This is a genomic window from Vannielia litorea, assembly GCF_900142295.1.
Lineage (GTDB): Bacteria > Pseudomonadota > Alphaproteobacteria > Rhodobacterales > Rhodobacteraceae > Vannielia > Vannielia litorea.
Window position 1 is genome coordinate 2,890,132 of record NZ_FSRL01000001.1, and the last position, 13,989, is coordinate 2,904,120.

General features: G+C 67.7%; 14 protein-coding genes. 5 read left to right on the forward strand and 9 right to left on the reverse strand.

The window, feature by feature from the left end:
* The 5 genes from BUR94_RS14080 to BUR94_RS14100 all read right to left on the reverse strand — a co-directional run bounded on the left by BUR94_RS14080 (nt 1) and on the right by BUR94_RS14100 (nt 4,979).
* Nucleotides 1–750 carry a sugar phosphate isomerase/epimerase family protein gene (locus BUR94_RS14080; protein ID WP_074256826.1) on the reverse strand — a complete coding sequence of 250 codons (750 nt, stop codon included), beginning with the start codon at nt 748–750 and terminating at the stop codon, nt 1–3.
* A gap of 21 nt (nt 751–771) precedes the next feature.
* Nucleotides 772–1,848, reverse strand: a complete 1,077-nt coding sequence (locus BUR94_RS14085; protein WP_074256827.1) for an ABC transporter ATP-binding protein — start codon at nt 1,846–1,848, stop codon at nt 772–774.
* A gap of 2 nt (nt 1,849–1,850) precedes the next feature.
* Nucleotides 1,851–2,762, reverse strand: a complete 912-nt coding sequence (locus tag BUR94_RS14090; protein ID WP_139301342.1) for a carbohydrate ABC transporter permease — start codon at nt 2,760–2,762, stop codon at nt 1,851–1,853.
* A 22-nt stretch (nt 2,763–2,784) separates the two neighbouring features.
* Nucleotides 2,785–3,675, reverse strand: coding sequence for a carbohydrate ABC transporter permease (locus BUR94_RS14095; RefSeq protein WP_074256829.1), 891 nt, complete (start codon nt 3,673–3,675; stop codon nt 2,785–2,787).
* Nucleotides 3,676–3,746: 71 nt separating this feature from the next.
* Nucleotides 3,747–4,979 carry an ABC transporter substrate-binding protein gene (locus BUR94_RS14100; RefSeq protein ID WP_074256830.1) on the reverse strand — a complete coding sequence of 411 codons (1,233 nt, stop codon included), beginning with the start codon at nt 4,977–4,979 and terminating at the stop codon, nt 3,747–3,749.
* A 204-nt stretch (nt 4,980–5,183) separates the two neighbouring features.
* Here BUR94_RS14100 and BUR94_RS14105 point away from each other — a divergent pair, with 204 nt between their 5' ends.
* Nucleotides 5,184–6,218 carry a LacI family DNA-binding transcriptional regulator gene (locus tag BUR94_RS14105; RefSeq protein ID WP_074256831.1) on the forward strand — a complete coding sequence of 345 codons (1,035 nt, stop codon included), beginning with the start codon at nt 5,184–5,186 and terminating at the stop codon, nt 6,216–6,218.
* 6 nt (nt 6,219–6,224) lie between these two features.
* On the opposite strand, the gene BUR94_RS14110 is transcribed toward BUR94_RS14105, so the two are convergent.
* A complete protein-coding gene (locus BUR94_RS14110; protein WP_074256832.1) occupies nt 6,225–7,565 on the reverse strand; it encodes an NAD(P)H-dependent oxidoreductase in 1,341 nt (446 codons plus the stop codon).
* Between the two features lie 251 nt (nt 7,566–7,816).
* Between BUR94_RS14110 and BUR94_RS14115 the strand changes: the two genes are divergently transcribed.
* Genes BUR94_RS14115 through BUR94_RS14130 form a run of 4 tightly spaced genes read left to right on the forward strand, consistent with a single transcriptional unit; the run spans nt 7,817 to nt 11,287 of the window.
* Nucleotides 7,817–8,593: a transketolase gene (locus BUR94_RS14115; protein WP_245794583.1), complete on the forward strand. Its 777-nt coding sequence runs from the start codon at nt 7,817–7,819 to the stop codon at nt 8,591–8,593.
* On the forward strand, nt 8,590–9,630 hold the full coding sequence (locus BUR94_RS14120; RefSeq protein ID WP_084193048.1) for a transketolase family protein: 1,041 nt from the start codon (nt 8,590–8,592) through the stop codon (nt 9,628–9,630). Before BUR94_RS14115 ends, BUR94_RS14120 begins: the two co-directional genes overlap by 4 nt.
* Nucleotides 9,623–10,525, forward strand: coding sequence for an NAD(P)-dependent oxidoreductase (locus tag BUR94_RS14125; RefSeq protein ID WP_074256834.1), 903 nt, complete (start codon nt 9,623–9,625; stop codon nt 10,523–10,525). The genes BUR94_RS14120 and BUR94_RS14125 overlap by 8 nt, the downstream gene beginning before the upstream one ends.
* Nucleotides 10,526–10,528: 3 nt before the next feature.
* Nucleotides 10,529–11,287 (forward strand): SDR family NAD(P)-dependent oxidoreductase, encoded by a 759-nt coding sequence (locus tag BUR94_RS14130; protein ID WP_074256835.1) that lies wholly within the window; start codon nt 10,529–10,531, stop codon nt 11,285–11,287.
* A gap of 84 nt (nt 11,288–11,371) precedes the next feature.
* Here the strand turns inward: BUR94_RS14130 and BUR94_RS14135 are convergent, their stop codons facing one another.
* From BUR94_RS14135 to BUR94_RS14145, 3 genes are read right to left on the reverse strand one after another with little or no spacing between them, the layout of a single operon-like run.
* Nucleotides 11,372–12,328 (reverse strand): LysR substrate-binding domain-containing protein, encoded by a 957-nt coding sequence (locus tag BUR94_RS14135; RefSeq protein WP_074256836.1) that lies wholly within the window; start codon nt 12,326–12,328, stop codon nt 11,372–11,374.
* 12 nt (nt 12,329–12,340) lie between these two features.
* Nucleotides 12,341–13,186 carry a fumarylacetoacetate hydrolase family protein gene (locus BUR94_RS14140; protein ID WP_074256837.1) on the reverse strand — a complete coding sequence of 282 codons (846 nt, stop codon included), beginning with the start codon at nt 13,184–13,186 and terminating at the stop codon, nt 12,341–12,343.
* Nucleotides 13,187–13,228: 42 nt separating this feature from the next.
* Entirely contained in the window at nt 13,229–13,939 is a 711-nt protein-coding gene (locus BUR94_RS14145; protein ID WP_074256838.1) for a GntR family transcriptional regulator, read from the reverse strand.
* Nucleotides 13,940–13,989: the final 50 nt, after the last annotated feature.

Here is a 13,989-nt window from a genome sequence, read left to right on the forward strand (position 1 = left end):
TCAAAACCCCTTCACGGCGGCAATCGACCGCTCGGCAAAGCGCCGCGCGTCATTGGGCTTGTCGTGCTCCATCACGAAAAGATCCACGCCCGCGCCCTTCAGCGCGGCCATCAGCCCCGGCCAGTCGAGCGTGCCATGGCCCACGTCGGCCCAGCCGTCCTCGTCGGCGCACTCGCCCTCGGGGGCGATGTCCTTCACATGGGCGGTGGTGATCCGGTCGGCATGATCGGCGATCCACTTCAGCGGGTCCGCTCCGCCGCGCACCACCCAGGCCACGTCCATCTCCCACTCGATCTCGGGCGCAAGGTCGAGGATCACCTGCATCGGCAGGGTGCCATCCTCCAGCGCCATGAACTCCCAATGGTGGTTGTGCCAGCCAAAGCGCAGCCCCGCCCCCCGCACCCGCTTGCCCGCCTCGGCAATCCGGTTGGCAAGCTGCTTCCAGGCGCCCAGGTCGGCGCCGTTTCGGTATTCATCCGTCGGCGCCGGACAGAACAGCCGCTCCATCCCCAGCACCTTGGCCGCGGCCAGGCTCTTCTCGATCTCCTCCTCGAAGGCGCCGAGCGGAAAGAAATGCCCCGAAGGCATCGCAAGCCCGTTGGCATCGAGCAGCGCCTTGAAGGCATGCGGCTCGGCATAGACCCCGCCAAAGCCCTCCACATTGCGGTAGCCCAGCCCGGCGAGATGGGCGAGCGTGTCTTCCCAGGGCCCCGCGTCGCGGGACGAATAGAGCTGGTAAGAGATATCCATGATCGGTCCTGTCGTATCGGCTCAGAGCCGGGTTTCGTTCGTTTTTTCAAAGAGATGTGCGCGCTCGGCCGCAAAGCCCAGCGGCAGCGGCGCGCCGGGGGCGATCTCGGTCTGCCCGTCGATCCGCACCCATACATGCCGCCCCGCCACATCGCAGCGCAGCAGCGTGTCGGAGCCCAGCGGCTCCACCAGCTCCACCGTCGCCTTCACCTGGAAGGGCTTCTGGGCTGCCGCCTCGCCGCTGGCGATATGCTCGGGCCGGATGCCCAGCCAGGCCGCGCCGTCCCGCGCCTCGCCCTGCCAGTCGTAGCCCTCGAGCGGAATCGCCAGCTCGCCCGCAAGAAAGTTGCCGCCCTGCACCTCCCCCTCGAAGAAGTTCATCGTCGGCGAGCCGATGAACTCGGCCACATACTTGCTGGCCGGTCGGTTGTAGATCTGGTTGGGGCTGTCGAGCTGGAGGATCATCCCCGATTTCATGATCGCGATCCGGTCGGCCAGCGTCATCGCCTCGATCTGGTCGTGGGTCACGTAGATCATCGTGTTGCCGAGCGTCTGGTGCAGCTGCTTGATCTCCACCCGCAGGTCGGCCCGCAGCTTGGCATCGAGGTTCGAGAGCGGCTCGTCGAACAGGAACACGTCCACATCCCGCACCAGCGCCCGGCCGATCGCCACCCGCTGCCGCTGCCCGCCCGAAAGCGCCGAGGGCTTGCGGTCGAGCAGCGCCTCCATCTGGAGCACCTTGGCCGCCCGCGCCACCCGCTCCGCGATCTCCGCCTTGGGGATGCCCGCGTTCTTGAGCCCGAAGGTCAGATTGCCGCGCACCGTCATCTGCGGGTAGAGCGCATAGCTCTGAAACACCATGCCGATGCCGCGCTTGCTGGGCTCCTCCCAGGTCACGTTCTTGCCGCCGATCCAGATCTGCCCGTCGGTCACGTCGAGCAGGCCTGCGATGCAGTTGAGCAGGGTGGACTTGCCGCAGCCCGACGAGCCCAGCAGCACCAGGAACTCGCCGTTGACCACATCGAGGTTCAGGTCGCGCAGCACCTTCACCGCGCCGAAGGAGAGGTCGAGATGCTTGATTTCAATGCTGTGTTCCATGCTCACCCTTTGACCGCGCCCGCCGCGATGCCGCGGACGAAGAGTTTTCCGGAGATGAAGTAGATGACCAGCGGCACCAGCCCGGTGAGGAGCGTTGCCGCCATGTTGACGTTGTATTCCTTCACGCCCTGCACCGAGTTGACGATGTTGTTGAGCTGAACGGTCATCGGGTAGAGGTCGGGCTTGGTGTAGACCACGCCGAAGAGGAAGTCGTTCCAGATGCCCGTCACCTGCAGGATCATGGCCACCACGAAGATCGGCAGGCTCATCGGCAGCATGATCTGGAAGTAGATCTGCCAGAACCCGGCCCCATCCACCCGCGCCGCCTTGAACAGCTCCTCCGGCAGCGAGGTGAAGTAGTTGCGGAAGAGCAGGGTCAGGATCGGCATGCCGAAGACCGAGTGCACCAGCACCAGCCCCGTCAGAGAGCCGTAAAGGCCGATCTCGCGCAGGATGATGACGATCGGGTAGAGCATCACCTGGTAGGGGATGAAGGCCCCGAAGATCAGGATGGTGAAGAACACGTCGGCGCCCTTGAACCGCCAGTTCGCCAGCGCGTAGCCGTTCACCGAGGCGATCAGGATCGACAGGAACACGCTCGGCACGGTGATCCGCACCGAATTCCAGAACCCGCGGCTGAGCCCGTCGCAGTTGAGCCCGGTGCAGGCCTCCGCCCAGGCCTTCACCCAGGGCTGAAAGGTGATCTCCACCGGCGGGGCAAAGATGTTGCCCAGCCGGATCTCGGGCATCCCCTTCAGCGAGGTCACGATCATCACGTAGAGCGGCAGCAGGTAGTAGAGCGCCACCACGATCAGCGTACCGTAGATGAAGATGTTGCGCCGCGAGAACCGGCGGCGCGGCTTGGGGCCCCGCGGGCCGCTGAGCGCGGGCGCCGCGGCATCGGCCCCGGCCACGGTGGCAGAGACGAGACCGGGATCAGACACGCTTCTTCCCTCCGAATTCGAGATAGGCCCAGGGGATGATGACCACGAGCACCGCAAGCAGCATCATCGTCGAGGCGGCAAAGCCCTGGCCGAGGTTCTGGCCCTGGAACATGTAGTCGTAGACGTATTTCGCCGGCACATCCGAGGCGATCCCCGGCCCGCCCCCGGTTTGCGCCACGATCAGGTCGTAGAGCCGCACGATGCCGCTGGCGATGATGACGAGCGTGGTGATGAAGACCGGGCGCATCATCGGGATGACGATGAAGATATAGGTCTTCCACATCGGGATGCCGTCCACCCGCGCGGCCTTCCAGATCTCCTGGTCAATGCCCCGCAGGCCAGCGAGCATCAGGCACATGACGAGTCCGGTGCCCTGCCACAGCCCGGCGATCAGAACGCCGTAGATCACGATGTCGGCGTTGTAGAGCGGGTCGAAATCGAAGCTCTCCCAGCCCATCGCCCGGATCACCGACTGGATGCCGAAATCGGGGTTGAGCAGCCATTGCCAGATCAGCCCGGTCACGATGAAGCTCAGCGCGAAGGGGTAGAGCAGGATGGTGCGGAAGGTGTTTTCAAACCGGATCTTCTGGTCGAGCAGCGCCGCCAGCACGAAGCCCACGACCAGCGACAGCACCACCATGCAGGCGCCGTAGATCAGCAGATTCTCGATCGCCACGTTCCAGCGCTCGGTGCCCCAGAGCCGTTCGTATTGCGCCAGCCCCACCCATTGCTCGCGGGGCAGCAGCTTGGAGTTGGTGAAGGAATACACCACCGTCCAGATCGTGCCGCCGGTAAAGACGACGAGCGCCGTCAGCACCATCGGGATGGCGGCGATCTTGGCGTTGATGTTCCGGAAAAGCCCAAACGGGCGGGCCGCGGCCATGGCGCTCCCCTCTCGCGCTGGTCGGGTGACAGGGGCGGCCCGTGCGCGGCCCGCCCCCGGTGAACGGCGGATCAGTCCTTGCTTGCCACGATATCGACAAAGCGCGCCTGGGCATCCTCGGCGCTGATCGACGTATCCTGGAAGAACTGCACGAAGAGGTCGTTCAGCTGGTTGTTGGTGTCCTCGGTGTTCAGCATGTTCACGTCGGGCATGGTCTTGCCGTCGGCGAGCAGCTGGAGGCCCTTCTTCATGCAGTCGTTGGCGCTGGCGAGGTCCACGTCACCCCGGATCGGCAGCGAGCCCTTCTTGAGGTTGAAGGCCACCTGCGTCTGCGGCTTCAGCAGGGTCGCGGCCAGCGCATCCTGTGCCGCCTCGATCTCGGCATCGCCGGTCTCGGGAAAGTAGAAGGCGTCGCCCCCGGTCGAGAGCACCTCGATCACGCCGAGGCCCGGCAGGCAGGTGTAGTCCTCGCCCGCGGTCTGGCCCGCCACGGCGAACTCGCCCTGCGCCCAGTCCCCCATGATCTGCCCGCCGGCCTGGCCGGTGATCACCAGGTTGGTGGCCTGGTTCCAGTCCTGCACGTTGGAGCCCTGCACCATGTCGCGCATGTCCGCTGCCGCCTTGAACACGCGGGCCATCTCCTCGCCCGCCGCCAGCTCGGCATCGCCGTCGCCATAGACCTTTTGCAGCACATCCGGCCCCGCCAGCGTGGCCATCAGCACGTTGAACGCGCCCGAGCTCTGCCAGCTCTGCCCGCCCAGCGCCATCGGCTGAATACCGGCCTCGCGCAGCTTGGGCGCGGCGGCCACGAACTCGTCCCAGTTGGTCGGCACGGCCACACCGGCCTTTTCGAAGGCCCCGTTGGACAGCCACAGCCACTGCCAGGAGTGGATGTTCACCGGCGCGCAGTAGATCTTGCCATCGACCGTGCAGGCATCGAGCAGCGAGGGCGGGTTGACGATGTCTTTCCAGCCCTCGGCCTCGGCCACATGGGTCATGTCGCGCAGCAGACCGGCCTCGATCAGCTCCTCGGCCTGGCGCCCGTGGTTGAACTGGAACGCCCCCATCGGGTCGCCGCCGATGATCCGGCTCACCATCACCGGGCGCGCGGTGCCACCGCCGCCGGCAATCGCGCCGTCGACCCATTTGTGCTCGGTCTGGCTCTCGAATTCCGTGGCGAATTGCTGCACCGCGGCCGCCTCGCCGCCGGAGGTCCACCAATGGGTCACCTCGAGATCGGCGGCCGAAAGGGCGGTGCCTGCGCAGAGCGCCGTGCCCGCCATCAGAATGGTCCGAAACGTCATTTCTATTCCTCCCTGCGGGCTCTGCGCGTCGCACGCCCTGTCGTTGTCTGCGCCATCCGTTCCGGCGCCTGCAATCGTTTACATTCTCAGGGCCTCCCCGCCCCGCTCTTGCATGTAAACGATTACATGGATATTTTCCGGCAGTGCCGCCCTTGTCAAGCGCCGGGTTACCGCTCACGGGCCGCTTTCGAGGGATTTATTTCGATGGCTCAAAAAACTGTCAGAATCCGGGATGTTGCGCGCGCGGCCGGGGTTTCCACGGCCACCGTCAGCCGGGCGCTCTCCAACCCCGACCTGCTCACCGAGAGCACACGCAAGGCGGTGGAAGACGCGGTTCGAATCACCGGCTACAGGGTCAACCACGCGGCCCGGAACCTGCGGATGCAGCGCGCCGGCGCCGTGCTGGTGCTGGTGCCCAACCTCGGCAACCCGTTCTTTTCCGCCATCCTCGCCGCGATCTCCGAAAGCTTCGCGGGAACCGATACCTCCGTGCTGATCGCCGACACCGCCAGCGGCGAGTCGGGCGGGCGCGAGCTGGCCGGCTACTTTCTCGATGGCCGGATCGACGGGATGATCTCGCTCGACGGCAACCTGACCCGCAGCGATCTCGACGTGTTCGAGAGTTCCGGCCTTTCCGACCGCGTGGTCTTTGCCTGCGAATGGGTCGAGGGCGCGGGGCTGCCCTCGGTGCGCTCCGACAACGTCCAGGGCGCGCGCCTCGCGGTGCAGCACCTTCACGGGTTGGGCCACCGCGACATCGCCCATGTCACCGGCCCGGCCGGCAACGTGCTCACCAAGGCCCGGCGCGAGGGCATGCTGGCCGAGCGCGCCCGCCTCGGCCTGCCCAGCCGCGACGACTGGATCATCCGGGGCGACTTCTCGCTCGCCTCCGGCCGCGACGCCGCCGAGCGGATCATCGCCATGAAGGAGCGGCCCACGGCGGTGTTCTGCGCCTCCGACCAGGTGGCCTTCGCGCTGATGTCCACCCTCACCGCGGCGGGCGTGCGGGTGCCCGAGGATATCTCGGTGGTCGGCTTCGACGATATCGAGCTGAGCAAGGTCTACACCCCCGCCCTCACCACCATCCGGCAGGATCGCCACGCGCTTGGCGCTCATGCCGCGCGGCTCCTCCAGGAAAGGATCGCCGCCGCCGCCGACCCGCTCGCCGACACCGCCGTTCCGCAGGTCGAAACCATCGGCGTGAAACTGGTGGCCCGGCAGAGCACCGCCGCGCCCTGAGCGGCGTCAGGCCGAGAGCAGCCGCCGCTGGTCCTCGCGCAGGGCGTGAATGTCGAGGTCGTCCACGATGTCCACGTCATCGAGCGACACCACCTGGTCGGTTTCGAGGCTCCGCTTCAGCTTGACGTGATGGGCAAGCCCGATGGGCAGGGCGTTCAGCGCCACCGACTCGCTCGCCGGAATGGCCTTGGCCCAAACCTTGAACCCGCCCTCGCCGTCGAGGAACTCCCCGGCCTGAAAATGCCCCTTGGAGGTCGCCACTGCATCGGCCCGGAAGATCCGGCTCTCGCCCGTGGGCTCGCCGCGCAGGCAGGCCGAGAGCACCGACATCGCCGTTTCCAGCCCGATCAGGTGAAAGGGGCGCCACATCGAGCCATACCAGCCGCTCTTGTCGGTCATCAGCCCGTATTGGTTGAAGCATTGCCGGGTGTAGTCGTTCGGCGCCTTGAAGGTCACGAACATGCCGTACTGGATGTTGTTCAGCACTACCCGGCCATCGCGCTCCCGCGAGGCGGCAATATCGACGATCCCCGCCTTCTCCAGCCGCCCGCCCTCGCTCGCGGGCTTGAACACCTCGGCCAGGTCCTGAAGCCCGGCGGGCGGAAACGCCAGCCCGTCCTTCGGGCAGTCCAGCCCGGTCGCATTGGCCACCGCCGCCATCTCGATCGCCGCCTTGGTGCCATCGGTGAAGGAATTGTACATCTTCGGGTTGAAGTCCCCCGCCGCCACCTGCTCGGGGGTGAAATCGAAGTAATCCCACACCGTGTCCGGGGTGGAGTAGCGGTAGCCGGGGCAAAAGTTCATCCCCTTGCCCGCCGCGACAAGCTCGAAGCCGCAGGCCCGCACCCAGTCCACCAGCTCGCACATCGCGGCCGGCTGGTCGCCATAGGCCATCGAGTAGACAACCCCCGCCTTCCGGGCCTTCTCCGCCAGCAGCGCGCCCACCATCACATCGGCCTCGACGTTGACCATCACCACGTGCTTGCCCGCCGCGATCGCCGCCAGCGCGTGCCGCGTGCCCGCCAGCGGGTGTCCCGTCGCCTCGATGATGCATTCGATCTCGCCACAGCCCATCAGCTCGGCGGCATCGTCGGTGATCCAGGTCCGGCCGGAGGCCAGCGCGTCATCGGCCGAGGCCGCCGTGTATTGCTCGACCGGCCAGTGAACCCGCTCGAACGCGCCGCGCGCCTTGCCCGGGTCGAGGTCGGCCACCGCCACCACGTGCAGCCCCTCGATGTGTCGGGCCTGCGCGAGAATCATCGAGCCGAACTTGCCCGCCCCGATGAGACCCACACGCACCGGCCGTCCCCCGGCGGCCCGCGCCGCCAACATGCTCGACAGATTCATCGTCCAACTCCCTGATTGCCGCCAAACGGTAGTCCCGCCCCGCCCTGCGCCACCATCAAATTAATCTATGCGATCATTAAGCAGGGCTTCACCGCAGTTTAAGAATACACCGTTGTAAGGCCGGCCGCGCCCTGCCAGAACCGCCTCGGAGGACAATGGCGCAAAGGGAGGAGCCACCAGTGGAGCACGCGGCAGTATCGAACGTGAGCCTCGCCCGCCGGGCATGGTCCATCCGGCGCAACGCGCTGCGGATGGGCGAGGTGCAGGGGCAGGGATACATCGGGCAGGCGCTCGGGGCGGCCGATGTGCTGGCGGTGTCCTACTTCCACGCCCTGCGCTATCGCCCCGGCGAGCCCGACTGGGAGGGCCGGGACCGCTTTCTTCTCTCCATCGGCCACTACGCCATCGCGCTCTACGCCGCGCTGATCGAGGCCGGCATCCTGCCCGAAGACGAGATCGAAACCTACGGCATGGACGACTCACGCCTGCCCATGTCGGGCATGGCCGCCTACACGCCGGGGATGGAGATCACCGGCGGCAGCCTCGGCCACGGGCTGGGCATCGCCGTCGGCATGGCGCTCGGGCTGAAGCGCAAGAAGAGCGACGCCTTCGTCTACAACATGCTGTCGGATGGCGAGCTGGGCGAGGGCTCCACCTGGGAGGCGGTCATGGGCGCCGCTGCCTGGAAGCTCGACAACCTCATCGCCATCGTCGATTTCAACAACCAGCAGGCCGACGGCCCCACGATGGACGCGCTGGCCACCGGCCCCGGCACCGAGGCCGCCAAGTGGCAGGCCTTCGGCTGGCACGCCGAGGAGGTCGACGGCAATGACATCAGCGCCGTGGTGGCCGCCTTCGACCGGGCGCGAAACCTGGCCGACCCGCGCCCCCGCGCGATCATCTGCAACACCAGAATGTGCAAGGGCGTGCCCTTTCTGGAAGAGCGCGAAATCACCCATTTCGTCCGCGTCGAGCCCGAGGAATGGGCCAAGGCGCTCGCCCACCTCGATCAGGAGATGCCCGCATGATCGGCCCCAACTCCCGCCGCACGCCCGCCCACATCGCCCGGCCCAGGCCGGCCGAGCGCGGCGCCCGCACCTCCGCCATGATCGCCTCGCTCGATGCCGAGGGCCGCGACACCATCGCCGCCCCCTTCGGCCACGCGCTCGTCGACCTCGCCAAGACCCGTGACGACATCGTCGGCCTCACCGCCGACCTGAGCAAGTACACCGACCTCCACGTCTTCGCCCAGGCCTACCCCGACCGGTTCTACCAGATGGGCATGGCCGAGGCGCTGCTGATGTCCGCCGCCGCCGGCATGGCCCGCGAGGGCTTCACCCCCTTCGCCACCACCTACGCCGTCTTTGCCTCGCGCCGCGCCTACGATTTCATCGTCATGGCCATCGCCGAGGAAAACCTGCCCGTCAAGATCGTCTGCGCCCTGCCCGGGCTGACCACCGGCTACGGCCCCAGCCACCAGGCCACCGAAGATCTCGCCATCATGCGCGGCATGCCCAACATGACCGTGCTCGACCCCTGCGATGCGGTCGAAACCGACCAGGCCACCCGCGCCATCGCCGACCATCCCGGCCCGGTCTACATGCGCCTGCTGCGCGGCAAGGTGCCCGACGTGCTGGGCGAATACGGCTACCGGTTCGAGCTGGGCCGCGCCAAGGAGATCCGGGGCGGCAGCGACGTGCTCTTCATCTCCTCGGGCTTCATGACCATGCGCTGCCTCGACGCCGCAGCGGCGCTGGAGAAGGACGGCATCAGCTGCGCCGTCCTGCACTCCCCCACCATCAAGCCGCTGGACGAGGCCACCATCTGCGCCGAGGCCGCCAAGGGAGGGCGGCTGGTGGTGACGGCCGAGAACCATTCCATCACCGGCGGCCTGGGCGAGGCCGTCGCGGGGGCGCTGGCGCGCAATCAGGTCCACGTCCCCTTCCGGCAGGTCGCGCTGCCGGACGAATTTCTCGATGCAGGCGCACTCCCTTCGCTTCACGAGCAATACGGGCTATCGGTGGCCAGCATCACCGCACGGGTAAAGGACTGGCTCAATGACTGAAGCAAACACCGGAACAGCGATCATCGGCCTCGGCGTCATGGGCCGGGGCATGGCAAAGAACATCCTCGCGGCGGGCATTCCGCTCACCGGCTTCGACATGGCCCAGCCCGCGCTCGACGCGCTGAAGGCGATGGGCGGCACCCCCGCCGCCTCCGCCGCCGAGGCCGCCTCGGGCGCCTCGCTGCTGCTGCTGATGGTGGTCAACGCCGCCCAGGCCCGCGCCGCGCTCTTCGAGCAGGGCGCCGCCGCCGCCCTCTCGCCCGGCGCCACCGTCATGCTCTCCTCCACCGTCGCCCCCTCCGCCGCCCGCGCGCTGGGCGACGAGCTGGCCGAGATGGGCCACCACCTGCTCGACGCGCCTGTGTCCGGCGGGCAGGTCGGCGCCGAGGCGGGCACGCTGACCATCATGGCCTCCGGCTCCGCCCAGGCCTTCGCCCGCGCCGAAAAGGTGCTCGAGGCCACCGCCGGCACGGTCCACCGCCTCGGCGACGCGCCGGGCATGGGCGCGACCTACAAGGTTGTCCACCAGCTCGCCGCCGGGGTGCATATCGCCGCCGCCGCCGAGCTGATGAGCTTCGGCGCCAAGGCCGGCTGCGACCCGAGAAAGCTGCACGAGATCGTCATGGCCTCCGCGGGCGCAAGCTGGATGCTCGGCAACCGCGGCCCCCGGATGATGGAGGCCGACCCCGAGGTCACCTCCACCGTCGAGATCTTCATCAAGGATCTCGGGCTGGTCGAGGAAACCGCCAAGGAGGCCGAGGCCCCCGTGCCGCTGGCCGCCCTCTCGCTGCAACTCTTCTCCGCCGCCCGCGCCCTCGGCCACGGCAAGGCGGACGATGCCCTCGTTATCCGCGCCTACGAGGCGCTCACCGGAAAACCCGTGCACGAAAGCTGACCCATGCCCGACCTGCTCACCGGAAAGACCGCCATCATCACCGGCGCCGCCAGCCCCCGCGGCCTCGGCAAGGCCACTGCAAAGCTCTTTGCCGAGCACGGAGCCCGCGTCGCCATCCTCGACCTCGACGCGGCACAGGCCGAGGCCGCGGCGGCGGATCTTCCCGGTGAGGGACACATCGGGCTGGCCTGCGACGTCACCGTCAAACCGGCCTGCGCGGCCGCCTTCGCCGCCGTGCTCGAGGCCTTCGGCCAGGTCGACATCCTGGTGAACAACGCCGGCATCACCCAGCCGCTGAAGTTCATGGAGATCGCGCCCGAGAACTACGAGGCCGTGCTCGACGTCAACCTGCGCGGCACTCTCTACATGAGCCAGGCCGCCCTGCCCCACATGCGCGGGCGCAAGCAGGGCTCCATCGTCAACATGAGCTCGGTCTCCGCCCAGCGCGGCGGCGGCATCTTCGGCGGCCCGCACTATTCGGCGGCGAAGGCAGGCGTGCTCGGCCTCACCAAGGCCCTGGCCCGCGAGGCCGCGCCCGACAACGTGCGCGCCAACGCCATCTGCCCCGGCTTCATCGCCACCGACATCACCGCAGGCAAGCTGACCGACCAGATGAAGGCCGCCGTGCTCGACGGCATCCCGATGGGCCGCGCCGGCGAGGCCTCCGACGTGGCCGGCTGCGCCCTCTTCCTCGCCTCCGACCTAGCCGCCTATGTCACAGGCTCCGAGGTGGATGTGAACGGCGGCTCGCTGATCCACTGAAACCGCCCCACCGCGGGCTCACCCACGGACCCGCCCGTGTCTTCGCCCCCGCCAGGACGCCCCGAAGGGCGGACGAGCGCGCGCCTATCCCGCCAGCTCCGTCACGCTCTCGAAGCTCTCCACCGTCAGCCCGTGGCGCGCCACGATCCGCGCCACCTCTCCCGCGTGCCGCTCTGCCTCCTCGGCGATCCAGCCCAGAAAGATCTGCACCGCCTTGCGGCCCAGGTACCGGCTCGGACAGATCGCCCAATGCGCCGGAAACCGCAGCACCGGCAGCTTCGGCGCCACCGGCACCAGCCGCCCCTCCGCCACCTCCGCGCTCGCCACCGCCAGCGATTCCAGCACCATCCCGACCCCGTCGAGCGCCAGTTGCAGCGCCATCGAGGAGCGGTCCATCAGCAGGGTCTTGCGGTTCGCCCTGGTCTCGATCCCGTTGCGCAGGAGCCAGCTGTCCCACTGGCAGAGGTTGCGCGCCGAGTCGATGAACCGCGCCTGCCCGAAGGGGTCGCCGCCCAGGCCGGCAAGGTAGTCGGGCGTCGCCAGCGGCAGGATGTCGTCGTCCACCACCGGCTCAACGTGCATCCCGCCCCAGTTGCCCGTGCCGTAGCGGATATCGAGATCCATCAGCTCGCGGTCAAAATCCGTGGGGTCGGGCGCGGCGTCCACACGCAGCTCCCATTCCGGGTGCCTCTCGACGAAGCGCGAGAGCCGCGGCCCGAGCCAGAGCACCCCGAAACTCGGCGCCACCCGCAGGTTCAGCCGCCGCGTCTCGCGCGAGCGGCCAAGGTTGCGCCGCGCGTCCTTCAGCATCCTGAGGGCGGTGCCCGCCGACTGGTAGAGCTGCTCGCCCTCCAGCGTCAGCGAAAGCTGTCGCCCGTCGCGGCGAAAGAGCTTCACCCCGAGTTGCTGCTCCAGGAGCTTGATCTGCTGGCTGACGGCCGAGGGTGAGACCGAGAGCTCTTCGGCAGCGCGGGAGAGCGTGCCCCGCCGCGCCACCGCCTCGAAGTAGAGGATGGCATTGAGGTTCTCGGTCCGTGCCATTCCCCTGCTTTCTTAATTGGCCGCCACGGCCTCCTGCCGCTGGCGCCCGAGGCCTTCCACCTCGATCTCCATCACGTCGCCCGGCTTCAGGAAGCGCTGCGGCTTCATGCCCATGCCCACGCCAGAGGGCGTGCCGGTGGCGATGATGTCGCCGGGCTGAAGCTCCATGAAACGGCTCATGTAGCTGATGATCTCGGCCACGGTGAAGATCATGTCGTCGGTATTGCTGTCCTGCACCGTCTCGCCGTTGAGGTCGAGCGTAACGCGCAGCTTCTGCGGGTCCGCCACTTCGTCGGCGGTCACCAGCCAGGGGCCGGTCGGGCCGAATGTCGGGGCCGACTTGCCCTTCATCCACTGGCCGCCGCGCTCGATCTGGAACTCGCGCTCGCTCACGTCATTGATGGTGCAATAGCCCGCAACGTGGCTCAACGCGTCCTCCTCGCTGACGTAGAGCGCGGTCTTGCCGATCACCACGCCCAGCTCCACCTCCCAGTCCCCCTTCACGCTGTCGCGGGGGATGATGACGTTGTCGTAAGGCCCAGAAAGCGCACTCGTCGCCTTGCAGAAGATGATCGGCTCCTTCGGCGGCTCGGCGCCGGTCTCCTCGGCGTGCTTGGTGTAGTTCAGCCCGATGCAGAAGAAGTTGGGCACCCGCGCCACGCAGCTGCCGATCCGCCCGGGGTTCTCGACCACCGGCAGGCTCTCCACGTCGATCGCACGGATCGCCTCCAGCGCCTCGAGCGAAACGCCCTCGCCCGCCAGCTCGCCCACCTTGCCCGAAAGGTCGCGCACGCGGCCCTCCGCATCCAGAATGCCGGGTTTTTCCGCGCCCGCCGGGCCAAAACGCAAGAGTTTCATATGGTCTCGTTTCCTTTGTTGAGTGTGCTTCAGGCCGGTCGCTCACTTCGCCGAAGTGACGTCGCCCGTGGGTTCGCTTGTGGGGGCAGGCTGTAGCTCTCCCACCCGCGTGTTGGTATCGAAATGTCGCCGGATCTGCCGGCGCAGCGCGTCGAGATGCGTCGAGATGGTGGATTTCACCCTGCGCCGGTCTCGCGCGCGCAGTCCCTCGATGATGCCGTTGTGCTCATCGAAAACCCGCTGCTGGCTGCGCCCGATCCGGCTGCCCAGAAAGCGCGCGCGCCACATCTTGGCGAGATAGGTGCCATGGGTCTCGGCCAGCGCGGGGTTGCCCGCGGCCCGGACGATGGCGGAATGAAACTCCATGTCGATCTCGAACAGGTCGATCTCGTCGGTGGTCGGCGCAAGCTCCTCCATCCGGGCCTGCACGGCGGCGGCGGCGTCGATGTCGGCCTCGGTGGCATGTTCCACCGCAAGGTCGCCCGAGAGCAGTTCGAGCGCCTTGAGCACCTCGAGGTTGTCGACAACATCCTTCCAGGTCGGGTCGGACACGATCGGGCTGCGCGACGGGCGCAGCTCCACCAGCCCCTCCAGCGACAGGATTCGAATCGCCTCGCGCATCGGCGTCCGGCTCACGCCCAACTCGGCCGCGTTGTCGCGCTCCTTGATCGACGCGCCGGGGCGTAGCTTGCCCCGCAGAATGTCCCGCCGCAGTCGCTTCGCGATCTGCTCGGGCAACAACTTGTCCGACATCCTCCGCCTCTTTCGAGCGATTCCCTCCCGGGCACGGGCGATTTGCAGGC

Excerpts from the sequence above, each read along its gene's own strand:
- BUR94_RS14080 (WP_074256826.1), bottom strand. The coding sequence starts at position 750 with ATGGATATCTCTTACCAGCTCTATTCGTCCCGCGACGCGGGGCCCTGG.
- BUR94_RS14085 (WP_074256827.1), bottom strand. The coding sequence starts at position 1,848 with ATGGAACACAGCATTGAAATCAAGCATCTCGACCTCTCCTTCGGCGCG.
- BUR94_RS14095 (WP_074256829.1), bottom strand. The coding sequence starts at position 3,675 with ATGGCCGCGGCCCGCCCGTTTGGGCTTTTCCGGAACATCAACGCCAAG.
- BUR94_RS14100 (WP_074256830.1), bottom strand. The coding sequence starts at position 4,979 with ATGACGTTTCGGACCATTCTGATGGCGGGCACGGCGCTCTGCGCAGGC.
- BUR94_RS14105 (WP_074256831.1), top strand. The coding sequence starts at position 5,184 with ATGGCTCAAAAAACTGTCAGAATCCGGGATGTTGCGCGCGCGGCCGGG.
- BUR94_RS14110 (WP_074256832.1), bottom strand. The coding sequence starts at position 7,565 with ATGAATCTGTCGAGCATGTTGGCGGCGCGGGCCGCCGGGGGACGGCCG.
- BUR94_RS14115 (WP_245794583.1), top strand. The coding sequence starts at position 7,817 with ATGGGCGAGGTGCAGGGGCAGGGATACATCGGGCAGGCGCTCGGGGCG.
- BUR94_RS14120 (WP_084193048.1), top strand. The coding sequence starts at position 8,590 with ATGATCGGCCCCAACTCCCGCCGCACGCCCGCCCACATCGCCCGGCCC.
- BUR94_RS14125 (WP_074256834.1), top strand. The coding sequence starts at position 9,623 with ATGACTGAAGCAAACACCGGAACAGCGATCATCGGCCTCGGCGTCATG.
- BUR94_RS14130 (WP_074256835.1), top strand. The coding sequence starts at position 10,529 with ATGCCCGACCTGCTCACCGGAAAGACCGCCATCATCACCGGCGCCGCC.
- BUR94_RS14135 (WP_074256836.1), bottom strand. The coding sequence starts at position 12,328 with ATGGCACGGACCGAGAACCTCAATGCCATCCTCTACTTCGAGGCGGTG.
- BUR94_RS14140 (WP_074256837.1), bottom strand. The coding sequence starts at position 13,186 with ATGAAACTCTTGCGTTTTGGCCCGGCGGGCGCGGAAAAACCCGGCATT.
- BUR94_RS14145 (WP_074256838.1), bottom strand. The coding sequence starts at position 13,939 with ATGTCGGACAAGTTGTTGCCCGAGCAGATCGCGAAGCGACTGCGGCGG.